Source organism: Hymenobacter sp. YIM 151858-1, assembly GCF_025979705.1.
Classification (GTDB): domain Bacteria; phylum Bacteroidota; class Bacteroidia; order Cytophagales; family Hymenobacteraceae; genus Solirubrum.
On sequence record NZ_CP110136.1, the window covers coordinates 956,614 to 983,052 of the forward strand.

A 26,439-nucleotide genomic window follows, 5' to 3' on the forward strand; every position below is an offset into this window, starting at 1 on the left:
CCAAGGCGCTGCTCGCCGTTGTTCCACTACCATGTCCGGCCTTCTGACTTTGTTGCTGCTCCCGTTTAGCTGGCTGTACGCCGGTGTAGCGGCCGTGCGCAACTGGTTTTACGATACCGGCCGCTGGGAAAGCACCGCTGCCGGGGTGCCGCTCATCAACGTGGGCAACCTGCGCGTAGGCGGCACCGGCAAAACGCCCCACGTGGCTTGGGTAATCGAGCAACTGTTGGCCGCCGGTCACCAACCGGCCATCCTGAGCAGGGGCTACGGAAGGCGTACCAAGGGTTTCAGGCTGGCCAGCAGCACCGATACGGCCGCAACCATCGGCGACGAGCCCTGGCAGCACTTTCATGCGTTTGGGCAGCAGGTACCGGTGGTGGTGGATGAAGACCGCCGCCATGGCCTAGCCGAAATTGCCCAGCAGCTACCCAAGGTGACTGCGGTGGTGCTCGACGATGCTTACCAGCACCGCCGCGTGCGCCCGAGCCTCAACATCCTGCTTACCGAGCAGGCGCGCCCTTTTTGGACTGACCACGTGCTGCCCGCCGGCCGCCTGCGCGAAAGCCGCCTGGGGGCCCGCCGCGCCGATGTCGTCATCATCACCAAATGCCCGCCCGAGTGGCCCGCGCACGAGCAGCAAGCCGCCGTGGCGCAGGTGCGGCGCTACGCCCGGCCCGGCGTGCCGGTGCTGTTTTCAACGTACAGCTACGGCCAGCCAACGGCGGTGCTGCCCACCGCAGCCGCCCTAGGTGCGGTGCAGCCCGGGCAGCCGGTGGTGGTGCTCACGGGCATTGCCCAGCCCGAGCCGCTGCTGAGCGAGTTGCGCCGGCGCGGGCACGCTGTGCTGGCGCACCACCAATTTGCCGACCACCACGCGTTTAACGCCGCCGAGTTGCAGGCGCTGGCCGCTGCACTGCCGCCCGCGGCAGTTATCATCACCACCGAAAAAGATGCTGCGCGCCTGCGCGAGCCGGCATTACGTACCATCGTGGCATCTTTGCCGTTATTCTACGTTCCTATTCGCGTAGCATTCCTGGCCGATGGCGCTCAGCGCCTGCAAGCCATGCTCGCGCCGCCCCAGCTTACGCCCCGTGTCGTTGCCTCCTGACGTTTCTGCCCTTTGCCAAACCCTGCGGCTCGGCCGCGCTAGCCGGCTATTGCTGTGGCTGCTATTGCTGTTGCCGCTCGTAAGCCGCGCCCAGGTTGTCGACGACTCGACGCGGGTGCTGTACGGGCCGCGCACCACCTTGGTGGTGCGCGAGGAAAACCTGCTGCGCAACCAGCCCGAAGGCTCCGTTCTGGATACTACGCTCACCGGCATCCAGAACAACCGCAACTGGTACTACGACAGCACCTTTCAGCAGGACCTGGGCAACGTGGGCACCGCTTCGCGGCGCTTGTTGTGGGAAACCAACACCAACATCGGCATTCGGTACGGCCGCACGGCTTTCGACAAGTACTTCCGCAACTCGGCCAACATCCCGTACTACGACACCCGCTCGCCCTACACGTATTTTCGGTTTGTGCAGGGTGCGCAGGGCGAGCAGGTGTTTGAGGGCAGCTACAGCCGCAGCATCAAAAAAGCCGTGAACCTGGGCATTGCCTACGAGCGGTTTAGCGCCAACAAGCAGCTGGGGGCCGTGAGCACCCGCGAGGGGCAGGTAACGCACACGGGCGTGCTCGTGTTTGCCCGCTACCAAACCAAAAACGACCGTTACCACCTGCTAACCAACTACTACACGGCCAAGCACCGCGCGGCCGAGCAGGGGGGCATCCGTCCGGGCCTCAACGCGGCGGGCGAGCGTGATTCGCTGGAACAGCTGTTTGATTACGAGCAGGAAACCGTTTGGCTTACGCAGGCCATCAACAAAGACCACCGCGACCGGTTTCACCTGGCCCACACCTACAACCTGGTGGGCCGGGGGCTTACCGCCTTCCACGTGTTCGACTGGAGCCGGCAATACAACCGCTACACCGACGACCGCCTGACTTTTGAGCAGGGCCGCCTGCTATTTTACCCCGAAGCCCTGCGCGATTCGGCCCGCACCGACGACGTGAGCCTGTACCGCCAGCTCGAAAACACGTTCGGTTTCCTGGGCCGCACCAAGTTGCTGGAGTACCGGGTGTACGGCCGCCAGCGCACTGGCCGCTACACCATGGAAAGCCTCACGGCCCGGCCCGCGCCCGAGCGCAAGGTGCCCACCGTGCAAGCCGATACCACCCAGATATTTGTGGGCGGCAACGCGGCTTTTCGTTGGAAGATCTTTCAGGTGCTGCTGGCCGGCGAGTACAAGTTTATCGACGAAGCCTGGGCCCGCGGCTCGTTGCGCCTGGGGCCGCTTTCGGGCGAGCTGCTGTACTCGTCGTTTGCGCCCACGCTCACGCAACAGCGCTATTCGGGCAACCACCACCGCTGGGCTACCGACTTCGACAACACCAACATTACGCAGTTCACCGTCGCGTTCGATCAGCGAATCGGAGCCCCCACGGCTCGTTTGCAGCAACGGGTGCAAGCCTCGGGGCGGCTCGTCAATATCAACAGCCTGGTGTACTACGGCCTCGATCCGGCCGCCCGCAACCGGCAGGACCTGATTCCGCAACAGCTGACCGGTGCCAACGCCAACCAGCGGTTGCTCATTGGCACGCTGCGCCACCAGCTGCGCTACGGCGTGCTGCGCCTCGATAATCTCGTAACCTTTACCGAAGGTGGCGACCAGCAGGGCCTGAGCATTCCGCAGGTGGTGGGCAACTCGCGCATTCTGGCCGAGGGCTTCCTGTTTCAGAAAGCGTTGTTCAGCCAGGTAGGGGTGGAGGCGTTCTACCAGTCGAGCTACAAGCCCTACGACTACTCGCCCGCCACGCAGCAGTTTTTCGTGCAGAACTACTTCACCTCGCGCGGCTACCCGGTGGTAGATGTGTTCGTGACGGCCGACATCAAAACCGTGTCGGTGTTTCTGAAGATGGCCTACATCAACCAGAACCTCGACGGCAACGCCGGCTACTTCCCGACGCCTTACTACACGGGCATTCCGCGTAGCTTTCAGGTGGGCCTGAAGTGGAACTTCTTTGATTGATTAACCTACCTACTGGTAACCCGATTAGCCGCTTGGCTTAAACGGTTACTTTAATAGCATATGAGCGACCACAGCTTCGCCCAGCCTTCGGCCGAGGAGGCCCAGAAACGCGAAAAAACCATCCTGAAGCTGAAGCTGAATACCGACCCCAGGTGGGTAGACATTGCTTCGAAAAACATCGGCGATATCCTCGTCGACCACGCCTACTGCGAGCAAAAGGCGGCCTCAACGGGCATTTCGCTCATCGTGAGCTACCCCGAAAAAACGCGGCTCGTCGACGAGCTCACCGAGTTGGTAGCCGAGGAGTGGAGCCACTTCGAGCGGGTGCTGCAGGAGCTGCGCAAGCGCAACCTGCCCCTGGGTCGGCCACGCCGCGATGAGTACGTGGTGGAGCTGATGAAGCACGTGCGCCGCGGCGGCGCGCGCGAGCGGCAGCTGATGGACCAGTTACTGGTATCGGCCCTGATCGAGGCCCGTTCGTGCGAACGGTTTAAGCTGCTCTGGAAACATATTCCGGATGCTGAGCTAAGCAAGTTTTACTACGAGCTGATGGTATCCGAAGCCGGACACTTCGTGGCGTACGTCGACCTGGCCAAGGAGTATTGCGACCCGCAGGAAGTGGATGCCCGCCTGCAGGAGCTGTTGAAGATTGAAGGGGAGATTGTAACCAGTCTGCCCGTGCGCGACGACCGCATGCATTAATATCAAGTATTTGATATTGAGGGTGTAGCCGCTGAATACCCCTGCGTTCAGCCCTGGGTGCTTGGGCTACTTGTGCAATGCGGCACCCAGGTAAGTATCTCAGATGCCGAGCCTACTGCGCATCTTTGCTGCCCGAAATGCTAATGCTAAGAACCTGCGCCGCTAAGTACTGCTTAAGCTGGCGGCTGCTGCTGGTAGGAATGTGGCTCTTGTTGGGCCCAACCCTGCGCGCCCTGGGGCAAGAGGCCGTGGCAGGCCCGCCGCAGCTCGATACGATTACAACCTCCATTACGGCCCGCCACGTGCGGGTGCCCGGCTCCACGTTTTACGTGCGCAAAACGCCCGACTACGTGGCCGAGGAGTCGCTTAACGGCTTGGTGAAGCCCAACGGCGCTTTGCTGGAGGTGCTGCGGATTCCGCAAAGCAACTTCCTGAACGTGAAGGATGTGCTGGTGCAGCAGTACATGGCCAAAGCCGGGCGCATCGGCGAGCAACGCCAGCTGCTTTTCAACGGGTACCCGGCCGTGTTTGGCGAGGGCGAAAGCATCGAGCCCGGTAAAAGCCTGATGGTGCTGGGCTTCGGCGATACTACCTCCATCATGCTGGTGTTCGGCCTCTACGAAAACGCCGATAAGCAATCGGCGGCCGAGCTCAAGAAGATGCTGCTTACCGGCTGGTACGACCCCAAAGGCACCATTCCGCCGCTCGAGCTGGCCCCGTTTGTGGTGCAGCTTGCGGGCACGCCTTTTCGGCTGCAGCAAGTGCGCAACGAGGGCAAGCTGTACGTGTTTGGCCCCGCGGTAGTGGCTAAAAGCAAACCCGACCCCATGCCGCCGCAGTTTACCGTGCAAGTGCTGCCACCGACTGCGTTCGACAACCTGCGCCCCGATTTGCACCGCAGCGTGCTGCAGCGCACCACGGCCGGGGCCATTATCCGAACCGAGGAGCGCCAGCTAAGCGCCGAGCCGGTGTTTGCGTACGAAATCAGCGCTACCAGCAGCTACCAGAAGCGGCCCGGCACCTTTCATCAGGTGGTAAAAACCGACGGCGAGGCTACGCTGGTGTTCGATGGGGTGGTGTTTGGGCCCGCCGAAGCAACTGCCACGCCAGCCAAAAAAAGCAAGCCGAAACCGGACAAGACTACCGGCAACCCCGCTGCGCCCGATTACGCCGCTGCGCTTAAAAAAATAGCCGCCAGCCTGCGCATGAAGCGCTAACGCCAGCTGAGGCCTTTGCGCGCCCTAGGTGCGGCATGTGCTGCAAGCACCTAGGACCTTACAGCTAACCGCCGCCATAACGCCAACCGGCCCCTAGGTGCTTGGTCATCAGCAGCACCTAGGGGCCGGTTTTTAATGCAGGCTAAGGCTATGCTTCGGGCTGCGGCTCGTTGGCGCCCGGGGCAAAGCCGGCGGAGTTGAGCAGGCCGGGCGGTACGTCGAGCGCGCCGGTGTGCGGGTCGATCAGGCCGTTGCGCTCGTCCTCGATGTTGGTGGCCTGCGTGTACACGTCGCCGGCAATGGAGCGCTGCCGCAGCTCGCGCTTGAAGTCGCGGATTCGCTGGGCGCGGTCCTCGGAGTCGGCCGGGCCGCCGTAGTCCACAAAGCCGAAGCCGCCCCACTCGCTTACAATCAGGGGCTTCTGACGGCGGTAGTAGAACGGGTCGCCCACTACCAAAGGGTTCACGGCCACGCCCTCCATTTCGCCCTGCACCATGCGGTCGAGCAGCTCGCGCCAGCGTTCCAGCTCGGGCGTGTACAGGTGGGCCGTCAGCAAATCGGATTTCAGGCGGCCCTCGTGCGAAATGTGGTGCCAGCCGTCGTTATCCACCACCAAAAACTGCGGGTGATGAATCTGCATGTAGTGGTACATCTCGATGATGTACTCGCGCGTGGCCGGGTTGGTGGCAATGTCCTGGCAGCCCCAGTCCTCGTTGTACAGGCTCCAGATAACCACCGAGGGGTGCGACTCGATCAGGGCCAGCATGCGCAGCAGCTCGGCGCGGTGGTTTTCGCGGCTGCGCGGGGTAGAGCTGTGCGGCGAAGGCACCTCCACCCACAGCAGCAAGCCCAGCTCGTCGGCGAGGTTGTAGATGCGCGGATCGACGCCGGCAATGTGCACGCGCACCAGGTTGCAGCCCAGCTCCTTCATGGCGTGCATATGCCGCTGCATTTCCTCGTAGGTAGCCGTACCGGGCTGGTACAGAATGCCGTCGATGTAAATGGGCTCGTTGTTCAGGTACACGTTGCGCCCCCGCGACTCGATTTTGCGGAGCCCGAAATGCGTTTCTATTTCAGCGGTGTACCCGTCGGCGTCGATGAGCTGAGCCACCAACCGGTACAGGTTGGGCGAGGCGTTGGACCACACTTTGGCGCCGGCCAGCTCCATTACCACCCGTTGCTTGCGTTGGCCGGCTTCGAGCTTCATCGGGTACTCGGCCGTGGCCAGCGGCTGCGCCGATTTGGCAAACCGCTCGAACACCTGCAACCTTAGCGTGTAAGGCCCAGGGTCGTGAATGCGGGTGGTAAGGTTAAAGCGCACCATCTGGTCTTCGATAACGCTATCGACCCCCACGCGGGAGCGGAGGCGGTTGCGCTCCACCATTTCGAGCCACACCGAGCGCACGGCCCCGGTATAGGTTTGGTACCAGATGCCGCCCCGCTTGTACACGTGCGACTCCTGCTTGCCCCTAGGTGTTTCGGCATCCATGGTATCCATGATGCGGACCGTGAGGCGGTTTACGGGGCGCAGGTGCACCTCCTGCAGCTCAAACGAAAACGAGGTGTACTCGCCGTAATGCACGGTTTCGCCCTCGATGGTGGTGAGCAGGTGCCCGTTCAGCCACACGCGGGTTTCGTAGCCGCACGCCCCAAACGTGAGCTGAAACATGGAGTTCGCACCTTCGTCGCCGCGCTCGGGCAGGGTAAACTCCCGCTCGTACCACACCACGATGCGGTCGTGCCAGGCCGTGGTGTTTTGCTGCCCCCGGGCTTCGAGGATGTGCGACTCCACCGAGCCGGGCCAATTGGCGTTAAGCTCGTACTGATGGGCCAGGTACCAGCCCTCGCGTAGGCCGCAGTCGTCGGGGTCGATGGCAAAGCGCCACTCGCCGTCCAGCAGCAGAAAATTGTTGGAGCGCAGCACTGCCCTGGGCAAAGGGTTGGCGGTGCGCACGTTGCCATTGGTGGGCGAGAAGCCGTAGTTCGTTTGCTCGGAATCCATAGGAGCGCAGTGGTTGAGCACATTCAAACGAGTTTTCGGCTTCGCCGGATACCTCGAGTGTTTAAAAACAATATACCCCGCTACTGCATAGGCACTAGCGGGGTACGAGGTAAAGCAAGGCTTTGAAGCGGGCCGGGCCGCACTAATCAGGTTTTCTGCTTTTTCTTTTTCGCCGCCGGAAACAAAATGTTGTTCAGGATAAGGCGGTAGCCGGGCGAGTTGGGGTGCAACGACAGCTCCGTGGGTTCTTCTTCCACCAGGTGCTGGTAGTCTTCGGGGTCGTGGCCGCCGTAAAACGTCCAGGTGCCTTTGCCCAGCTCGCCGTGCATGTAGCGCACCTCGCCCGAGGTCTTGTTTTCGCCCATCACCAGCACATCGGGCTTGATGAGCGTTTTGCGGAATGCCGTGGTTTGGCCCATAAACCCTTTCACCGTGCGGGTGTGGTTCTGGGTGAGCATGGTGGGCACGGGGTCGTTTTTGGCCGAAAACGTAAACAGCTGAAAATAATCGTTTTCCTCGCTCATGCCCCGCTCGTAGGGCTGCATGTCGATGTTGGAATACTCGTACTGGTAGGGGTTGCGCTCGATGGTAAAATTGCGGAAGGCCAGGGTGCGGTTGAAGTTGAGCTTTTGCTGCGCCTGCGGATCGGGAGCGTCGCCGTCGTACATCACATCTACCATATCGAGCCCCAAGCCGGCCAGAGCAATATCGTACGTGTCAGTAGCCGAGCACATAGCGAACAAGAAACCGCCGCCGGCCACAAATTCCTGCATTTTGGTAACTACCGAGGCCTTCATCTGCGACACTTTGCTAAAGCCGTGTCGCTTGGCGGCCGCCTCGGTATCGCGCTGCTGCTGCTGGTACCAGGGCCGGTTGCGGTAGGTGGCGTAAAACTTGCCGTACTGGCCCGTAAAGTCCTCGTGGTGCAGGTGCAGCCAGTCGTATTTGGTGAGCTTGCCGTCGAGCACCTCGTCGTCGTACACCTCGGTGTAAGGAATTTCGGCGTAGGACAGCACCAACGTCACGGCGTCGTCCCAGGGTTGCTTGCCTTTGGGCGTGTACACCGCAATTTTGGGTGCTTTCTCCAGCTTCATCAGGTCCATGTTGGCGTTCGGGTCGCCAATCTGGCTGAGTATGGCGCTGTACTGCGCATCCGATACCACCTGGTAGCTTACGCCGCGCACGGCCAGCTCCTGCTCGGCAGCCTGCACGGCCGGAAATGCAAAAGCGCCGCCGCGGTAGTTCAGCAGCCAATCCACCTCAATTTCCTTGGTTAGCAGCCAGTAAGCTGCCCCGTATGCTTTGAGGTGTTCGCGCTGGGCCTCATCCATCGGAATGAGAATTTGGCTGGCGCGGCTGGCCGTTGGCCCTAGGTAGGCCAGCAGCAGCAGCGCGAAAGCAAGCAAACGACGGATTGAAAGCATGGGATTCACGATGCAAAAGAAGGGTAAAGGCACGCGGGCGTTGCACCACAACGGTGCCGGGCGGGTGGGCGTTCCGCTGAGGCGTGCATCCGGGCCGCAAGTTCAGGTGGCCCCAACTACCCGCCAGCCAACGCCTTGCCACCCCTGAAAGAACCTAGGCCGGCGGCAAACGGCCCAAAACAAATGTAGCAAAAGGCCCTACAGGTTTGTTGCAAAGCCGCTACCTTTCGGCGGGCTCAGTACAGCACATTTCGCGTTCGGGCAGGTAGAAGAAATCTTAGATTTGATTGTAGGCGTCGGGCATGCATTTACTTGAAAATATCCGCGAGGCGTTCCGGTCGATTCAAAGCAACCTGCTCCGTACGGTACTAACGGCTCTGATTGTGAGCATTGGCATCATGTCGCTGGTGGGTATTCTAACGGCCATCGACGCCATGAAGTACTCGCTGAACGAGACTTTTTCGAGCCTGGGTGCCAACTCGTTTGATATTCAGGCCAAGGGCTACAGCAACCGCTTCCGCAGGGGCGGGGTGCGCGGCAAAACCTATCCGCCCATTACCTACCTGCAGGCCCAGCAATACAAAGCCCAGCTCGGCGACGAAGGCCGCGTGGGCGTGTCGGCGTTTGTGGCCGGGGCCGCCAAAGTGAAGGCCGGCAGCAAGGAAACCAACCCCAACACCCAGGTGGTGGGCGGCGACGAAAACTACCTGCTCAACCAAAACTACAACCTGGCCTCGGGGCGCGCGTTTTCGCAGCAGGAGCTTGAGAACGGCGTTAGCGTGGCCGTTATAGGCGCCGAAGTGCGCGAAAAGCTGTTCGGCAGCAACTCCACGGCCTCGGCCCTGGGCAAGTACATTTACATGCTGGGCCGGCGCTTTTTGGTGGTGGGCACCCTCGACCGCAGCGGCAGCTCGATGGGCGGCGGCGGGGCCGACCGAATTGTGCTGGTTCCGCTGGAAGCCGGCAACCAGATGCCGCGCCAGCAGGCCCTGACGTACGACATCAAAACCGCCGTGCTGCAGCCCGAAAACCTGCCCTTTGCCATGGACCAAGCCCGCGGCATTATGCGCGCCGTGCGCCACGACCGGCTGGGCCAGGAAGACAGCTTTGAGATGGAGAGCAGCGACTCGCTCGCCAGCAAGCTGGATGAGCTGTCGGGCTCGCTCAAGATCGGGGGCTTTCTGGTGGGCTTCATCACCTTGCTGGGCGCCAGCATCGCCCTCATGAACATCATGATGGTATCGGTAACGGAGCGCACCCGCGAAATCGGCATCCGCAAAGCCCTAGGTGCTACGTCGCTGCAAATCCGGCAGCAGTTCCTCATCGAGGCCATTGTGATTTGCGTGTTGGGCGGGGCCCTAGGTATCGTGCTCGGCGTGAGCATGGGCAACGCCGTTTCGTTGTTCGTGGGCGAAGGTGCGTTTCTGGTGCCCTGGCTGTGGATGATGCTGGGCCTGCTGATTTGCGTAACCGTGGGGCTGGCCTCCGGCTATTACCCCGCCAGCAAAGCCTCCAAGCTCGATCCAATCGAGTCGCTGCGCTACGAGTAAGGCTTGGCGCTGCACTTCGCTTGTGGTGGCTAAAACAGCCTGCGCAACACGTACGATTTCATGACCTGACTTTGGCTCGTGCGTGCTCCGGCCATCAAACGCTGCATCGCATTTGCCAACCTAGTAGGAGCGCCGCATAGCCAGCCAATGTTCACCGCTTCGCCGGCAGCCGGTGCAGGCGCTTTCCTGAAAACTATAGGAAACTCGGGTACTGACGCAAGGTTTCTGAGCTGCTCCACATCGTTACATTCCTGCCAATAAATTTCACGTGGTGAATACCCTTTGGCAAGCCGGCTGGCCTGGTGCTGTGCATAACGACCTAGGCGGGCGCTTACGAGGAAAGGGGCCAGGCACCGCCGCTCCAAAGGTCAAACGCAGCCACGCGTTCAGTAGCGCGGGAGCTTCCGATGCGAAACCGTTCCACCTGGCTCGGGCCTAGGTATGGTCAGGACAACGTTTGTCGTCGGCTCGTGGCAATACTACTTACGATCATATCAAGCCGGCACGGCACTACCCAACCGTGAGGTGGGTCGCTGGCGGTGGGGCCGGAGGTGTAGCGTTCGGGCCGAACTGTGGCTTAGGTGGCCTAGGTGCTGCTTCGCGCACCAGCCTCTTTGTGCATGCGCGCTTCCCCCCCGAAGCCACCCGCGGTAAGCATGCGGGCAAGGCGCTGTTGCGCAACCACCAAGTAAAGCTGGCAATGTGCGTTGGTACCGCCGCTATCCATCTTCCTTCGAGAGAAAAGTGAGCCGGTACCGAAAAGGAAAAGCTGAGCAGCCACAATTGACTGACCGGACGCAGCAAAGAAAATCTGATGCGTGTTGATGGACTGAGCAAAGCTGTTAAAGCGCCGCACAATTGAAGTTGATCTTGTTTAACAAATGGTTATATTTGTGTTCAATCAACCTGCATAACCAAATCCATATATGGCAAAAGTAGAGACAGTAGGTCAGCGCTTCAGCCAACTTATTCAAACCTTGGGTATGTCGAAAAACGCCTTTGCATTATCGCTCGACAAAACGGCCACGGTTATCCAACACATTGTAGAAGAACGCAATAAGCCCGGGTTTGACCTTTTGTGTAAAGTGTTTGAGGTGTACCCAAATGTGTCAAAGGAATGGATGATGCAAGGTTTTGGCCAAATGTTTAATGACGAAACGCCAACCGAACGCGTACTTGCTTCGGCACGTGTTGAAGCAGTTGATTTAGCTCCCGATGAAAAGGCCCAGCAAGCTGCGGCCGCGCCCGTTCCTGCCAACGCTACCCAAGCAGCCTCAGGTCAGCAGACGCCGATTGCCGCTCCTTCAGCAGCTATAACCAGCGTAGGAGTATCTCCGGAACCAGCCGCTGCACCGGCCGAGGCTATGCCGGCGGCTGTTCCCGTTGCTGCAGCTGCTCCGGCTCCGGCGCAGGTGGTTTCGTTGGAAGCAGCCTTGTATGCCCAGCAGCTGCAGCACCAATTGGCACTAGCCGAAATGCGCAACCAACACTTGCAGGAGCAGCAAAAGATGATGCAACAAATGGTTGAGCTGATGAGCCGCCAGCTCAGCCGTTAAAAGCGCCGCACGGTTAGGCGCCAAAGCAAAGCGCCCGCTGCCATGGTTTGGCGGCGGGCGCTTTGCGTTTGTTGGGCCAAGGCTAGTGATGAAACACCGGCAACTCCGATTCTTCTACCTCCATCAGGCCGGCAGCGTTTACCTCGGTCAGGCGCAGCTTTTTCAACTCGCCTATCAGCAGCGGGTCGTACTTGGCAGCCACCCGAATGTAGTTGGGGGTGTAGCCCTCAATGCGGCCATCGGGCCCTAGGTCGTCCTCAAACAACACTTCGGTTTCGAGGCCCACGTGTTGCTCGTAGAAGAAGCGCTTTTTCTTCTCGGATAGGCTGCGGAGCTGCGTGGTGCGCTCGTGCCGCACCCGGTCCTGCACGCGGCCGGGCAGGGTGGGCGCCAGGGTATTTTCGCGCTCGGAGTACGGAAACACGTGCAGGTACGAAACGGGCAGCTCGTTGAGGAACTGGTAGGTTTCGAGAAACTCGGCGTCGGTTTCGCCGGGGAAGCCCACAATCACATCCACGCCGATGCTGGCGTGGGGCATTAGCTCTTTGATTAGGGCTACGCGCTCGGCGTACAGCTCGCGGCGGTAGCGGCGGCGCATCAGGCCCAGGATTTTGTTGGAGCCCGACTGCAGCGGAATGTGGAAGTGCGGCATGAAGCGCCGCGACTGCGCCACGGTGCGCAGGATGTCGTCGGTGAGCAGGTTGGGCTCGCAGCTGCTGATGCGGAAACGCTGGATGCCTTCCACCTGGTCGAGCGCGTTTACCAGGTCAGTAAACGTTTCGAGGCGCTGGCGCTCTTCGCCCTGAATGCCGAAGTCGCCTAGGTTCACGCCCGTCAGCACAATTTCCTTCACGCCCGTGGCGGCCAGCTTCTGCACGCGCTCTACCACGCTCGCTACCGAGCCGGAGCGGCTTTTGCCGCGGGCCAGCGGAATGGTACAGAATGAGCAGGAGTAGTCGCAGCCGTCCTGCACTTTCATAAAGGTGCGCGTCCGGTCGCCGAAGGAGTGGGCGTCGTGAAACTCCACGGCTTCGGAAATGGGCGAGGCAAACACCTGGCCGGGCTGGCCGGCCTCGGGCTTGCGGTAGGCCGTTTCGGCCAGGATTTCGGCCAACCGAAACTTCTCGGCCGCGCCCAGTACGGCGTGCACGCCGGGGATTCCGGCAATTTCCTGCGGCTTCAGCTGGGCGTAGCAGCCCACAATGGTAACGTAGGCCTCGGGGTTGTGCTTAAGCGCCTGCTGCACTACTTTCCGGCATTTGCGGTCGGCGTGGTCGGTTACGGAGCAGGTATTGATAACGTAGATATCAGCGCCTTGCTCGAAAGCCACTTTTTCAAAGCCCCGCTCTTCGAATTGCCGGCCCAAAGCCGAGGTTTCGGAAAAGTTGAGCTTGCAGCCCAGCGTGTAAAAGGCAACGGTGCGCGTGTTCATAGGATCGGCAAAGATACAACACCGGGCGGGGTAGTGGTTCCGGGCAGGGTCCGAAGCAAAACGAGAGTTGCGCGACCTAGGCCGGGCATAAGGATTTAGGACAGATTGTGTTGCTGCGAAGCGCCGTGCAACAATAGCTGCAGGCCGGCAGCGTTATCCAAATATTAGTGAAAGCAAATTATCAGTAGCGGATGTTAATCCACCGCGCCACCAATTGCTAGGAGCTTTAATCAACGTGCACGCATGGGCCCGTTGCCAGGAGGTTAAAATCAAACCCGCATAATGTTTAGAAGCATCTGTTGTCTGGCTTTATTGCTTATCGGAACGCGCATTTCTGGCTACGGCCAAGCCAAGCTGTACCTCGATTTGAAGCTCGGGGCCAACCACAACTTTGCCGAAGGCGCCTACTTCGGCAAGGGCACATTGCCCTTTAAAGCGTACAGCACGCTCTCGTTTGCCGAACAAGGCGTAGTAATGCTGCGGCTGCAGCTGCGCGAGGAGTGGGGCGTGGCGGCGGGCTACAGCGGCAGCACGCTGGGCTGGGCCTATAGCATTAAAATGCCCGAGCAGTACACCGCCAACCCCTATGAAGGCGAGTGGCGCGGCAGAGGCTCGGGGCTGTACATGCATCAACTGCCGCTGCTGCTGAGCAAAACCGTCGGGCGTTACAACATCAAGGAAATCGACACGGTGCGCCACACCTACCTGGCCAGCTTCCGCCTCGACGCGGTGGTGGGCGGCGGGGCCAACCGCATCGGCAACAGCTGCCTGGATTGCGGCCTGCTCAGCGGCGGCGGACTGTTCTACGACACCATTGAGTTCCGGGAGCAGCGGCTCGTGCAGCGCAAGTGGGGCGGCTTTGTTACGGCTGGCGTCACGGCCCGCTTCTACCGCCTGGGGAAGGAGCGGCTGAACCTGAGCGTGTTCGTGACCCAAGGCCTGACCGACATGCTGCTCGTGCCCGTGGAGTATCAGTATAACTCGCAGCGCGGCGCCACTACCTTGCATGTACGCGGCTCGGGCGTCAGCGCCATGTTGGGGTATCCACTAAGGTTAAAAACGTTCGGAGCAGGCGCCCGGGGCAGGCTTTACCGCTGAAGCATGGTCGATAGCCGCTCCCGGAGCAGGTGCATCAGTCCGGCCAAATCCGCGCGGCCTAGCTCTTCAGCCGATACCAGCAGTTCAATCTGCCGGTTTTCGGTTTCGACGAACACGGCCGGCAGGCGGTAGGGCGCCAGTTGCGGGTAGTGCTGCGGCAGCTGATTGCGGTACACGAATTTGGCGGGTACGGGCAGGCTGCGCAAAAACTGCTTCCAGGCGGGGTGCATGCTTACGGCCCCGTACGTGATGCCGCACAGCGAGCAAGGGTAGGTAGCGGGCGAAACGGCTTTGTGCACCGCATCCAGCAAGGCATTGGCCCAGCCCGAATCGGCGTTGTACACGAACAGCAGTTGGGCGGAGGAGGCAGAAGTTGGGAGCATCGGACGAGGTATACGCGGCGCCGGGCCCGGCGGGGTTCAGCGGCGCAAAAAGTCGGCGAAGGATTGTTGCTGATAGGCCTGGCCTTGCCGCAGCTGCAGCGGGCTGGTGGCGCTGTCGCGCTCTATGATGCGGCGGGCGTCGTTGTCCATGGTCACTACGCCTTGGGGGCGTATCAGGCCGAAACCATCGGTGAAGCAGTAGAACGCGAAGCCTCCAGGCGCAGCTGGCGGGGCGGGCGCCAGCAGGTTGCGGCCCCAGGCGTACTCCTGGCTGGGTAGGCCCAACTGGGCGAGCAGGGTAGTGGCCACGTCGGTTTGGCTGCCGAAAGTAGCCACGCTGCGGCCCATAAACTCGGGGCGCAGCGCGCCACCCGTGAGTAACAGCGGGATATGAAATTTCGCGGGCTCGTGGCCGCCGGAGTTGCCGGGCAGGTGGTGGCCGTGGTCGGCGGCAATTACCACCACGGTATTGCCCCACCAGGGCTGCTGGCGGGCGGCCCGCAAAAACTGACCTAGGGCGTGGTCGGTGTAGGCTACGGAGTTGCGGAACAGCTGCGTCTCGGAGGTACCCCGGAAGCGCGGCCGCATGGGCACCTCAAAGGGCTCGTGGCTGCTCAGGGTGAAAACGGTGGCGAAAAACGGCGCCGGTTGCTGGCGCAAATCGCGTAGCACCCGGTTAAACAGCACGTGGTCGTGGGCGCCCCATTTGGAGTTTTGGTCGCGGCGCCGGAAATCCTGCCGCTCCACTAACCGCTGGTAGCCGCCGGCCAGCAGGTACGATTTCATGTTGGCAAAAGCCAGCTCGCCGCCGTAGTAAAACGACGACTCGTAGCCAACGGCCCCAAGCGAGCGGGCCAGGTTGGGCAGGTTCTCGGTTTTGCGCGGAAACTTGATGATGCTGGTGGTGGGCTGGTTGGGGTAGCCGCTGAGCAGGGCCACGATGCCCTTTTGGCTCCGGTCGCCACTGGCGTAAATATTCCGGAACGATAACCCCGTACGCGCCAGACTATCGAGCGTGGGCGTAACGCCCCGCTCGCCGCCCAGGTGGCCTACCAGTTTGCCCGTAAAGCTTTCCAGGATGACGAACAGCACATTGGGCCGCGGCGTGCGCAGTACCCTAGGTGCCGGGGCGCCAGCCGGGGCCGGCAGGTACAGCTGCGCCACCAGGCGGCGGGCCGTGGTATCGGGGAGGTACTGGTAGGGGTTTTGCTGCAGCTCGCCCAGGGGCAACGACTGCACCACGTTCCAGGGCACGTTGATGGCCGCGTGGTTGGCAAAGGGGCGCGAGGTGGAAAAATACACGTCGCTCTGGTTTACCGGAATCTGCTGCACCCCGCCCCGCAGCGGCACGATTAGTAATACGGCGTACAGCAGGCCTACTGCCACCGCGCGTACCCTGCTAAACCAAGCCGGCTGCGGCGGGAGCGAGGCAAGCAGGGGGCGGTACAGCAAATAACCAACCAGCAGCAGCCCTCCCAAAATGAGGGTGAGCAGCAGCAAGGGCGAGGAGCCCGCCGAAGCCGCCATTTCGCCGGGCGAGTTCAGGTACTGCAGCGGCGTGTTGTCGAGCCGGAAACCCCAGGCGCGGTACAGCTCCAGATCGGCAACGGTGAGCAGGGCCACTACCGCACCGACGATGCCGGTGTAGATGCCGATGATGCGACCCACGCGCAACTGCGGAAACCAGCCCGCTACCGCCAGCAGCATAAATGGTGCAATACACAAATAGGCCGCCGCCGAGCCATCAAGCCGCACACCGTATATAAAGGTGCGGGCAATGCTGCCGGCATCTAGCTGTTGGGTGCGCGGCAAATGGTAAAGCAGGAATGCGGCCCGACCTAGGGCAAACACAAGCAGCCAATACAAAAAGTACTTCGGCTGGAAATAGAAGCGGTTTCTCACGGGCGGACACGAAGCCGCAAAGTTAGTCAGATGCCAAAGCTATAAATGCCGCACTTGAATGGCGAGCAAAAGGTATATGCGGTTTCTTATAAGCCAACGCCTGTTAAAAATTAGGGGCCAGGCTTAAATCTAGGCGTTTTATTAAATGGACCCCCTTAAATTTAAAGGGGTGTTTTGCAGAAACCACAGCCGTTTATACCTTTGGGGTATCAAAAGCAAACCTGCTTACCTCTACAAACCTTTTATCTGTGGCAACGCTTCGCTTTAGAGCCCTGAACCTGGTCGACCAGCGCAAACCCATGCCGGTCACGTCGTCTGAGCGTCGCTCGGAAGTGTTTGGTCGCAACGTATTCGGCCTCGAGGCCATGCGGGCTACCATGTCGGGCGATTATTTCAAGAAACTGCAGTCGGCCATTAAGCAGGGTACTCCGGTGGAGCGCTCGGTGGCCGATGCCGTAGCCGGGGCCATGAAAACCTGGGCCATGAGCAAGGGTGCCACGCACTACACGCACTGGTTTCAGCCACTGACGGGCGCCACCGCCGAAAAGCACGACTCGTTTTTCGATCTGAATTCTGACGGTCGCCCCATCGAGAACTTCAAAGGCTCGGCCCTGGTGCAACAGGAGCCCGATGCCTCGTCGTTCCCCTCGGGCGGTATCCGCAATACCTTTGAGGCCCGCGGCTACACCGCCTGGGACCCCACTTCGCCCGCGTTTATCATTGAAACCGCCGGGGCCAAAACGCTGTGCATCCCCACGATTTTTGTGGCGTACACCGGCGAGGCCCTCGATTACAAAGCCCCGCTGCTGAAGTCGCTGGTAGCCCTGGAGCGTGCGGCGCTGCCCATTTGCCAGTACTTTGACAAAGACGTGCAGCGCGTAACCACTACGCTGGGCATCGAGCAGGAATACTTCCTGGTTGATAAAGCTCTGTACTCGGCGCGCCCCGACCTGGTAATGACCGGCCGCACCCTGTTCGGCCACGCCCCGGCCAAAGGCCAGCAGCTCGAAGACCATTACTTCGGCTCGATTCCGCCGCGCGTGCACGCCTTCATGCTCGAGTTCGAAGAGGAAGCCACCAAGCTGGGCATTCCGCTGCGCACCCGCCACAACGAGGTAGCGCCGCACCAGTTCGAGTGCGCCCCCACGTTCGAGGATGCCAACCTGGCCATCGACCACAACCAGCTCCTGATGGACATCATGGACCGCGTGGCCGATAAGCACGACTTTAAAGTGCTGCTGCACGAGAAGCCGTTTGCCGGCGTAAACGGCTCGGGCAAGCACAACAACTGGGCGCTTAGCACCGATACCGGCGTAAACCTGCTTTCGCCGGGCCGCAAGCCCAAGGAGAACCTGCAGTTTCTGGCGTTCTTCATCAACACGATGAAGGCCGTGCACCAGCACGCCGATTTGCTGCGCGCCTCCATTGCCTCGGCCTCGAACGACCACCGCCTGGGTGCCAACGAAGCCCCGCCCGCAATTATGTCGGTGTTCGTGGGTTCGCAGCTGTCGCAAGTGCTCGACGAACTGGAGCGCAACGCCAAATTGCCGCTCGACAAAGGCGACAACCTGTACCTGAAGCTGGGCATCGACAAGATTCCGCCCATTCTGCTCGACAACACCGACCGCAACCGTACCTCGCCGTTTGCCTTCACCGGCAACAAGTTCGAGTTCCGGGCCGTGGGTTCGTCGGCCAACAGCTCCTCGTCGATGACGGTGCTGAACGCCATCGTGGCCGATCAGCTGGAAACCTTCCGCAAGGAGGTAGACGCGCTGATCGACGGCGGCCGCAAAAAAGAAATGGCCATCATCGACGTGCTGCGCCAGTACGTTATCGACTCGAAAGCCATTCGCTTTGAGGGCAACGGCTACTCCGATGAGTGGAAGGAAGAAGCGGCCAGCCGCGGCCTCTCGAACGTGCCTACCACGCCGCCCGCTCTCGATGCGTTCGTGACGGAGCAATCGGCCCAGCTGTTCGGCCGCCTCGGTATCTACTCGCACGTGGAGCTGCACGCCCGCCACGAAATCCTGCTCGAGGACTACATCAAGCGCGTGCAGATTGAAAGCCGCGTAATGGGTGATCTGGCCATCAACCACATCATTCCGACGGCCGTGGCTTACCAGAACAAGCTGGTGCAAAACGTGAAGGGCTTGCGCGAGCTGGGCCTCGACGACGAGTACACGCAGGTAACCGTTGACTCGATTAAGGAGATTTCGCGCCGCGTAGCTACCATCAAAAACACGGTGGGCGACATGGTGGAGCGCCGCAAGGTGGCCAACAAGAAAGAGGACACCCGCGAGCGGGCGCTGATGTACAGCGAGGAGGTGCGTCCGCTGTTCGACGTGATCCGCCGACAGGTCGATAAACTAGAATTATTGGTGGCCGATGAAGATTGGCCGCTAGTAAAGTATCGCGAACTGCTATTCTTGCATTAAATTAGCAGCTTGCAAGCGAGGCCGGTTCGAATTCGGGTGGGAATGCAGTTCGACCGGCCCGCTCACTAAGCCCGTTGGCCCCGTGTATCACGGAGAGCCGACGGGTTTTTTCATTTTAGTGCTCCAAGATTACGGCATTTTGCTGAGGCCTGCAAACGATTGCATAAAAATTTGCACGCGGCTCCCTAGGTGAATGGGGCCGGGGTTGGCCTGGGGAGCAAGGGTAAAGCGCCTTAGGCTCAGGGCTTAGGCGCTGGTTGCGGCTGCGAAACGCTTACGGCCGGTAGTTCGGCCAGGTACCGGTCTACTTCTTCGGCACCCGAGCCATAATCGGGGGCTATTGCCCGGCGCAACCGGTTCTTTATCTCATCGAGGGTGCGCCGCACGTTGGTAACGGAGGGGTGTTGCTGCAGCCGGGCGGCTGCTTCGGTCTTCATAACCAGTTGCACTACTTTTTCGAGCACGAAGGGCAATATCCAGCCGACCACGTTGGATGCCAAGGCACCGCGCAATCCCAAGCGCGCCAGCATGCGCACCGTCATGCGTTCGAGCAGCAGCGTTTTGACGGCCGGAGCCGCTTTGTCGACCAAAAAATCGGCTACTACTTTGGCGTTGCCTTTCTGCACCTCGGCGCGCAGCACCTCCTGCACCGACTCCACGGCCGCCGTAAATGCCTTGCGAAACAACGGGCCGGTTTGCCAGGCGCGCAAGCCAATGGCCCGGGCCGAGTTCAGGAGCGAGGGAACAATTGCGGGCGTCTTCATCAGGGGTAAGAAACGTAAAAGCGCCCAAAAGGTGGCCGGCGTCCGGGCTGCCTTCGCAACTTGGGCGGCCAAACACCTAGGGCCCAATAACCTTTCAGCGCATGAATGCTATTGTAATAACCCAGCCCGGCGGCTCCGAAGTACTGCAACTTCAGCCCCGCCCCGTGCCCCAACCCGCTGCCCATCAAGTGCTGGTGAAAGTGCAGGCAGCCGGCGTAAACCGGCCCGATTTGCTGTTGCGCCAAGGCAAGTACGGCGGCGCGGGCGAGGTAAGCGGGCTGGTGCCGGGCCTCGAAATAGCGGGTACGGTGGAGCAGGTGGGCGCCGCAGTAACGCGCTGGCAGCCAGGCGCCGCCGTGTGCGCCTTGCTGGCCGAAGGCGGCTATGCCGAATATGCCGTGGTAGATGCCCGCCACTGCCTGCCGCTGCCCGCCGGCTGGAGCATGGCCGAAGCCGCCACCCTGCCCGAAACCGTCTTTACGGTGTGGCACAACGTGTTTGAGCGCGGGCAACTGCGCCCCGGCGAAACCCTGCTGGTGCACGGCGGCAGCAGCGGTATCGGCATTACGGCTATTCAGCTGGGCAGGCTGCTGGGCGCTACGGTGTACGCCACGGCCGGCTCCGAAGAAAAGTGCCGGGCCTGCGAAGCCCTGGGTGCGGCGCGCTGTTTCAACTACAAGCGCGAGGATTTTGAGGGCGAGCTGCGGCAACTGGGCGGCGCCGACGTGGTGCTGGACATGGTGGGCGGCGACTACACGCCCAAAAACCTTAACCTGCTGAAAGACGACGGCCGGCTGGTGTTTATCAATGCCATGCGCGGCGCCCGGGCCGAGTTCAACGCCCTGGAGGTGATGCGCAGGCGGCTGACCATCACGGGGAGCACTTTGCGCCCTAGGTCGGCGGAGTTCAAGGCCGCGCTGGCAGCCGCCGTGGAGCAGCACGTGTGGCCGCTGCTGGCCGGCAAGCAGTTTCGGCCGGTTATCTACCGCGAGTTTGCGTTGGCCGAGGCTGCCGAAGCGCATCGGCTGTTGGAGAGCAGCGCGCATATCGGCAAGCTGGTGCTGCGCGTCTCATAATTCAATCGTTGTCATCCTGAGCCCAAGCGAAGGACCTTATCACCAAAGCAAGATTTTCCCTAGGTCGTGTCAGGCCAAGCGCAGTCCAATTAGTGGTTGCTATCCCAGTTTAGCACGCGAGATGTCTCGGCAAGCTCGACATTACGGCCTTTTCCTAGGTAGTGTAAGCGTGATAAGGTCCTTCCTGCGTCAGGATGACAAATGGAGCCATAGTTTTGGAGCCGTGATCAGGTCCTTCCTTTGTCAGGATGACGGATGGGGCTGATTGCTTGGGCTAGAACTCCACGATAAAGCCGATGGTGGGCAGCACGGTGGCATCGTCTTCGGTGAGCAGCACGGGTACGGCGTTGCTGCCGTTGGGCCGAATGGGCTGGCCATCGGTGGTCAGGAAACCGCTGTTATCGGGGGTACGCTGGAAGGTGTACAGCGGCAACGAGGGGTTTTTGACCAAGAAGGCGTTTTGCAAATCGAGAAACAAATCGATGGTGACGCGGCGCAAATTGTACTTTTTATCGAGGCGGAAATCGAACTGATGGAAGTTCTTGAGGCGCTCGGTGTTCAGGCGGGTAAAATCGAGCACGCCCTCGCCAAGGGTCAGGTAGTTCTGCTGCGAAGCTCCTAGGTCGAAGGGCGTGAACGGGGCGCCGCCGGCAAAGCGGTACTTCAGGCCCAGCTCCCAGTTGCGCCCGAACTTACGGCCTAGCAGGGCCGAAGCCAGGTGGCGGGTATCCCAGGCCGAGGGCCGGTACTGCCCGTTGGCGCCGCTGAACTCGCTGCGGAACAGGGTGTAGGAGGCCACCGCGAACAGGTTTTTGGTGAGTTTCTGCTGAAAGAAAAACTCGCCGCCAAAGGTGCGCCCGCGGCCGGTGCTGGTTACGGCCTCGTTGCCCAGGGCCACAAAATCGCCGCCTAGGTTGGCCAGCGAAATGCCGTTGCGCACCGATACGGGGTAGTGGTCGTAGCGCTTCACGAAGCCTTCAAGCGTAAACCGGGTGTTGGTGGCGGGCAAAAACTCGAGCCCCGCCACGTAATGCGTGCTGCCGATGTAGCGCGTGTTCTGGTTGACGAGCTGGCCGCGGCTGTCGCGGAAGCCAAGCAGGGTAGAGGGCAGGATTTTGTAGTAGCGGCCCACCGAGGCGTTCAGGTTCCAGCGCGGGGCCAGGGCATACGAGGCCGAAACGCGCGGCGAAAGCGTGCGCAGCAGGTTGGTGCCCTCGTCGGTAAACGAGTTGCCATCGGCCCGGATGCCGGCCGACAGGGTCAGCCGGTCGTTGGGCAGGAAGGGGCGCGTTAGCTGGGCAAAAGCGCCGAACCGCGCAAAGCTGATGTCGGACCGGAAGCGCACCTCCACGCCGGGCTGCTGCACGGTGCCATCGGGGTTGAGCACCTCGCGGCGCAGGCGGTTGAAGTAGCGCGAATCGAACGTAATCCACTGACCTACGGCTCCGTAGGCGTATTGCCACTTGCCCACGGAGCGGTTTACATCGAGGCGCAGCTTGTTTTCCGACTCGCCGGAGCGCGTGAGCAGCACCCGCCGGCTTTCGTCGCCGCGAAATTCCGAGCCGCCCTCAAAGCGGTCGACCTGGTTATCGAGCTGGGTGCGGCTAAGCGCCACGTTCACGTAGCCGCGCTCGATGAGCTGGCGCAGCGACGCGCCCACGGTGTAGTTCCACTGATCGATGGAGGGCGTGTTGCGCAGCACGTATTCTTTCTCCAGCGAAGTCTCGCGCGGTACGGCCAGCTCGAAGTGGTCGATGGCACCTAGGCCCAGTGCGGTGATGGTGGTGCGCGGCGAGAGTTTGGTGGTGACTTTGAACTGCGCATCCCAGTAGTTGGGCCGGATGGGCAGGTCGATGGCCTTAAACAGCAGCTGCAGGTAGGAGCGGCGCACCGAGGCCAGGAAAGTGGTGTTTGGGGCCAGCGGGCCTTCGAGCGTGCCGGCCACCTCGGTGCCGCTCAGGCGCACGTTGCCCTGCACGCGGTCGGGGTTGCCGTCGCGCTGCCGAAACTGCAGCACCGAGGAAAGCGCGTTGTCGTAGCGCGCCTCAAAGGCCGAGGTGCTCAGCGTCACGTCCTCGATAAACGACACGTTGAGCAAGCCCGTAGGCCCACCGGCCGAGCCCTGCGTTTGGAAGTGGTTGATAACGGGCACTTCAATGCCATCGAGGTAGTACACGTTTTCGTTAGGCGCGCCGCCCCGAATAATAATATCGTTGCGGAAGCCCGCCGTGCCGCCGGTGCCGCCGCCGCCCACGCCGGGCAGCACCTGCACCACCCGCGAAATATCGAAGTTGCCGCCGGGGTTGCTCTTGATTTCCTCTACGTTCAGGCGCTGCACCGAGAGCGGGGTTTCGGGCGTGGCCGCCCGGATGGCGCGGTTGGCCGTTATCTGCACTTCGCCAAGCTGTTGCGCGGCCGGTACCAGCTCCAGCGCCACAATGTTGGCGTTGCCGGAGGTAATTACCACGTTGGCGCGCACCAGCGGCTCGTAGCCCACAAAAGTGGCCCGCACGTTGTAGCTACCCGTTGGGATGTTGGTGAGCCGAAAGCGGCCCTGCTCGTCGGTAGCGGTACCCAGGCTGCTGCCTTCAAGCGAAACACTTACGCCCGGCAGCAGCTGTTGCGTTGTTCGGTCGCGCACGGTGCCGCTGAGTACGCCGGTGCTCTGCGCCCAACTGAAAAGGGGCAGTAGCAGCAGCCAAAAAGCCAGAGAGTAACGAAGTCGCATGCAAGTAATATTGTGTGGTATCGGACGAACAATTGGTGTTTTGATATGTTTTGGAACTAATAAAAATTTACTGGCAGCCATGCCGGATGCTTTTTTAGCGCATGGATTATTCCTTTCTGCGGCAACTACTCGACAAAGCGGAAGAGTTTGAGCAGCAAAACGCTGCCATGGGCCGCCCCGCCGACTTGCCGGGTTTTGCGGCCTGGCTGTACGGGAGCGTGGCTGCCCCGCCCGAGCCGCGCGGGCCCGCCGCGCCGCCCGACGTGGCCTCTATGCCCGCCGAAGCCGAAATCGGCAAGCTCATCATCTTCCTGAACCGCTACGCCCGCTCGTATATCCGGCTGGGCCTGGCCGGCACGCCCTTGCTCACGCCCGACGACTTTGCCTACCTAGCCACCGTAATGGGGCATCAGCCGCTGTCTAAATCGGAGCTGATTACCAAGAACATTCACGAAAAAGCCACCGGCACGGAGGTAATCAAACGCCTGCTGGCCCGTGGGCTGGTGGCCGAGCAGCCCCACGCTACCGACCGCCGCAGCAAGTTGCTGACGCTCACCCAGGCCGGCGGCGAGGTACTGCGCCAGGTGTTCGGCCCGATGAACCAAGCCTCGCAGCTGATTGCCGGCAACCTGACGCGCGCCGAGCGCGTGCAGCTGCTGTACCTGCTGCAAAAGCTCGATGCGTTTCATCAGCCCATTTACGCCGGGCCCAAAGCCGAGTCGTTGGCGGAGCTGTTGCGCCACTTGCCGGAACAGCGCGTGTAGCGCGGGCTTTGGCCCGCGTTGGCGTGAACGGCTGGCGTTAGGGCAGAACCGCGCAGATAAAATCGTTCTGGCACACGCGGGCTAAAGCCCGCGCTACACTGCGCTGCCGCCCTAGGTCAGAAATTACTATCCGTGGACGCGGACTACAAAGTCCGCGCTACACCGCGCTACTGCGCGCTGCTACCTACTTTGTACCTTTGCCCTTCAGCAACTTTGCCGCCCGAAAAGCGGTTTTTGCTTCCGACTACGTTATCAGCTGCATGAGCACTTCCGCTTCCAAGATTTACTGCCCCAGCCTTACCGAATACAAGCGTCGCGAAGCGCGCGTGGTGAACATCGGCGACCTGCCCCTAGGTGGCCATTATCCCATTCGGGTGCAGAGCATGACCACCGTCGATACCATGGATACCATGGGCTCGGTGGAGGAGACGCTGCGCATGGTGGCGGCCGGCTGCGAGTACGTGCGCATCACGGCGCCGAGCATGAAGGAAGCCCAGAACCTGCTCGAAATCAGGAAGGAACTGCGCAAGCGCGGCTGCACGGTGCCGCTCATTGCCGACATACACTTCACGCCCAACGCCGCCGAACTGGCTGCGCGCATCGTGGAGAAAGTGCGCGTGAACCCCGGCAACTACGTCGACAAAAAGAAATTCCAGACCATCGAGTACACCGACGCCGAGTATCAGGGCGAGATTGAGCGTATTCGGGAGCGGTTTCGGCCGCTGGTGCAAATCTGCAAGGAGTACGGCACGGCCATGCGCATCGGCACGAACCACGGGTCGTTGTCGGACCGCATTCTGTCGCGCTACGGCGATACGCCGCTGGGCATGGTAGAGTCGGCGCTGGAGTTTTTGCGCATCTGCGAAGACGAGAACTACTACAACGTGGTGCTCTCGATGAAGGCCTCCAACACGCAAGTGATGGTGCAGGCCTACCGCCTGCTGGTGCAAAAGCTTGCCGCCGAAGGCCTTCAGCCGTACCCGCTGCACCTGGGCGTAACCGAAGCCGGCGAAGCCGAAGACGGCCGCATCAAGTCGGCCGTGGGCATTGGCACCCTGCTCGAAGACGGCCTGGGTGACACCGTGCGCGTGTCGCTCACGGAGCCGCCCGAAGCCGAAGCGCCCGTGGCCCGCATGCTCATCGACCGCTACACCAACCGCGCCGCCGAGGCCAAACCAATTGCCCCGTTGGGGAATGAAGAAGGATTAACGAAGAAGGAAGAGGGGGCTACCGACCCATCCTTCGTCATTCCTCCTTCATCCTTAGCCATTCCCATCGACCCGTTCCAGTACCACCGCCGCCACTCGCACGAGGTGCTGAACCTAGGCGGGCAGAACGTGCCGCGCGTGCTGGCCGATATATCGCGCCTACCGCAGCTGGAGTACGCCGATCTGCGGTGCGTGGGGCACCTGTACTCGGCCTTCCTCGATAAGTTTCAGATGAACGACCTAGGGGCCGACTTCATCTACACCGGCCAGCGCCCGGTGCCTTTCATGCTGCCCAACGGCCTGAAGGAGCTGGTTGATTACTCGGCCTGGATTGACGGCGGCAAACGCGAAGACCACTACCCGGTGCTCACCCAAAGCGAGTACGCCGTGGCCGCCGCCAAGCACCCCGAGGCCAACTTCGTGTTCCATAACCTGGAGTCGCTCACCACGGCAGCACTCGAGCAACTGCGCCACGACCGCACGGCCGTTGTTATTCTTTACACAGACAACGCCCACGCCATGCCCGAAATCCGCCGGGCTTTCTTCCGGCTGATGAACCACGGCATCACCAACCCGGTCATCATCAACCGCCAGTACCCCGAGCAGGCGCCCGAGCAAACGCAGCTCTACGCCGCTACCGATGTGGGTGGCCTGCTGCTCGATGGCCTCGGCGACTGCGTGGTGCTCAGCACCGAAAAGCTGCCCGATGCCGACCAAGCTACCTGGCTGCAGCGCCTCGATGCGCTAAACCAGCTCAGCTTCGGTATTCTACAGGCGGCTCGCACGCGCATGAGCAAAACGGAGTACATCAGCTGCCCGAGCTGCGGCCGTACGCTGTTCGACCTGCCCGAAACCACCGCCATGATTCGCCGCCGCACCGACCACCTCAAGGGCGTGAAAATCGGCATCATGGGCTGCATCGTGAATGGCCCCGGCGAAATGGCCGATGCCGACTACGGCTACGTAGGCGTGGGCCGCGGCAAAATTGCCCTGTACCGCGGGCAAGAGGTCATCAAGAAATCGGTGCCCGAAGAAGCTGCCGTTGATGAGTTGATTAACCTGATTCGGGAGGACGGGCGGTGGGTTGAGCCCGTGAAGCTGGAGGAGCAGGTAGGAGCGTAACT

General features: G+C 61.2%; 18 protein-coding genes. 11 read left to right on the plus strand and 7 right to left on the minus strand.

Annotated elements, in window-relative coordinates:
- Positions 1-31: 31 nt before the first annotated feature.
- The 4 genes from lpxK to OIS50_RS04060 all read left to right on the plus strand — a co-directional run bounded on the left by lpxK (position 32) and on the right by OIS50_RS04060 (position 4,993).
- Positions 32-1,108, plus strand: a complete 1,077-nt coding sequence (gene lpxK / locus OIS50_RS04045) for a tetraacyldisaccharide 4'-kinase (RefSeq protein WP_264693046.1) — start codon at positions 32-34, stop codon at positions 1,106-1,108.
- Complete coding sequence (locus tag OIS50_RS04050) at positions 1,092-3,074, plus strand: putative porin (protein WP_264693047.1); 1,983 nt, start codon at positions 1,092-1,094, stop codon at positions 3,072-3,074. The genes lpxK and OIS50_RS04050 overlap by 17 nt, the downstream gene beginning before the upstream one ends.
- A 60-nt stretch (positions 3,075-3,134) precedes the next feature.
- Positions 3,135-3,776: a MiaE family protein gene (locus tag OIS50_RS04055; protein ID WP_264693048.1), complete on the plus strand. Its 642-nt coding sequence runs from the start codon at positions 3,135-3,137 to the stop codon at positions 3,774-3,776.
- Between the two features lie 200 nt (positions 3,777-3,976).
- Entirely contained in the window at positions 3,977-4,993 is a 1,017-nt protein-coding gene (locus tag OIS50_RS04060) for a hypothetical protein (protein WP_264693049.1), read from the plus strand.
- A gap of 148 nt (positions 4,994-5,141) precedes the next feature.
- On the opposite strand, the gene OIS50_RS04065 is transcribed toward OIS50_RS04060, so the two are convergent.
- Complete coding sequence (locus OIS50_RS04065; RefSeq protein ID WP_264693050.1) at positions 5,142-6,995, minus strand: glycoside hydrolase family 2 protein; 1,854 nt, start codon at positions 6,993-6,995, stop codon at positions 5,142-5,144.
- 146 nt (positions 6,996-7,141) lie between these two features.
- A complete protein-coding gene (locus tag OIS50_RS04070; RefSeq protein WP_264694327.1) occupies positions 7,142-8,419 on the minus strand; it encodes an asparagine synthetase B in 1,278 nt (425 codons plus the stop codon).
- A 302-nt stretch (positions 8,420-8,721) separates the two neighbouring features.
- Here OIS50_RS04070 and OIS50_RS04075 point away from each other — a divergent pair, with 302 nt between their 5' ends.
- Positions 8,722-9,969, plus strand: coding sequence for an ABC transporter permease (locus tag OIS50_RS04075; protein WP_264693051.1), 1,248 nt, complete (start codon positions 8,722-8,724; stop codon positions 9,967-9,969).
- Positions 9,970-10,895: 926 nt separating this feature from the next.
- Positions 10,896-11,525: a hypothetical protein gene (locus tag OIS50_RS04080; RefSeq protein ID WP_264693052.1), complete on the plus strand. Its 630-nt coding sequence runs from the start codon at positions 10,896-10,898 to the stop codon at positions 11,523-11,525.
- Positions 11,526-11,607: 82 nt separating this feature from the next.
- On the opposite strand, the gene mtaB is transcribed toward OIS50_RS04080, so the two are convergent.
- Positions 11,608-12,957, minus strand: a complete 1,350-nt coding sequence (gene mtaB / locus OIS50_RS04085; RefSeq protein WP_264693053.1) for a tRNA (N(6)-L-threonylcarbamoyladenosine(37)-C(2))-methylthiotransferase MtaB — start codon at positions 12,955-12,957, stop codon at positions 11,608-11,610.
- A 312-nt stretch (positions 12,958-13,269) separates the two neighbouring features.
- Between mtaB and OIS50_RS04090 the strand changes: the two genes are divergently transcribed.
- The gene (locus tag OIS50_RS04090) at positions 13,270-14,055 is read left to right on the plus strand and encodes a hypothetical protein (protein WP_264693054.1); all 786 of its coding nucleotides are present in this window, start codon (positions 13,270-13,272) and stop codon (positions 14,053-14,055) included.
- Here the strand turns inward: OIS50_RS04090 and OIS50_RS04095 are convergent.
- Positions 14,046-14,438, minus strand: a complete 393-nt coding sequence (locus OIS50_RS04095; RefSeq protein WP_264693055.1) for a hypothetical protein — start codon at positions 14,436-14,438, stop codon at positions 14,046-14,048. The two genes, OIS50_RS04090 and OIS50_RS04095, sit on opposite strands and share 10 nt — an antisense overlap.
- A 36-nt stretch (positions 14,439-14,474) precedes the next feature.
- Positions 14,475-16,340: an LTA synthase family protein gene (locus OIS50_RS04100; RefSeq protein ID WP_264693056.1), complete on the minus strand. Its 1,866-nt coding sequence runs from the start codon at positions 16,338-16,340 to the stop codon at positions 14,475-14,477.
- Positions 16,341-16,588: 248 nt separating this feature from the next.
- On the opposite strand from OIS50_RS04100, the gene OIS50_RS04105 reads away from it, so the two are divergent.
- A complete protein-coding gene (locus OIS50_RS04105; protein WP_264693057.1) occupies positions 16,589-18,775 on the plus strand; it encodes a glutamine synthetase III family protein in 2,187 nt (728 codons plus the stop codon).
- Positions 18,776-19,014: 239 nt separating this feature from the next.
- Here OIS50_RS04105 and OIS50_RS04110 read toward each other — a convergent pair whose 3' ends face one another.
- Positions 19,015-19,539: a hypothetical protein gene (locus tag OIS50_RS04110; RefSeq protein ID WP_264693058.1), complete on the minus strand. Its 525-nt coding sequence runs from the start codon at positions 19,537-19,539 to the stop codon at positions 19,015-19,017.
- Between the two features lie 101 nt (positions 19,540-19,640).
- On the opposite strand from OIS50_RS04110, the gene OIS50_RS04115 reads away from it, so the two are divergent.
- A complete protein-coding gene (locus OIS50_RS04115) occupies positions 19,641-20,615 on the plus strand; it encodes an NAD(P)H-quinone oxidoreductase (RefSeq protein ID WP_264693059.1) in 975 nt (324 codons plus the stop codon).
- Between the two features lie 274 nt (positions 20,616-20,889).
- On the opposite strand, the gene OIS50_RS04120 is transcribed toward OIS50_RS04115, so the two are convergent.
- Positions 20,890-23,343 (minus strand): TonB-dependent receptor, encoded by a 2,454-nt coding sequence (locus OIS50_RS04120; RefSeq protein WP_264693060.1) that lies wholly within the window; start codon positions 23,341-23,343, stop codon positions 20,890-20,892.
- A 101-nt stretch (positions 23,344-23,444) separates the two neighbouring features.
- On the opposite strand from OIS50_RS04120, the gene OIS50_RS04125 reads away from it, so the two are divergent.
- A complete protein-coding gene (locus OIS50_RS04125; protein WP_264693061.1) occupies positions 23,445-24,107 on the plus strand; it encodes a MarR family winged helix-turn-helix transcriptional regulator in 663 nt (220 codons plus the stop codon).
- A 260-nt stretch (positions 24,108-24,367) separates the two neighbouring features.
- Positions 24,368-26,437 (plus strand): (E)-4-hydroxy-3-methylbut-2-enyl-diphosphate synthase, encoded by a 2,070-nt coding sequence (gene ispG, locus OIS50_RS04130; protein WP_264693062.1) that lies wholly within the window; start codon positions 24,368-24,370, stop codon positions 26,435-26,437.
- The last annotated feature ends 2 nt before the right edge of the window (positions 26,438-26,439 follow it).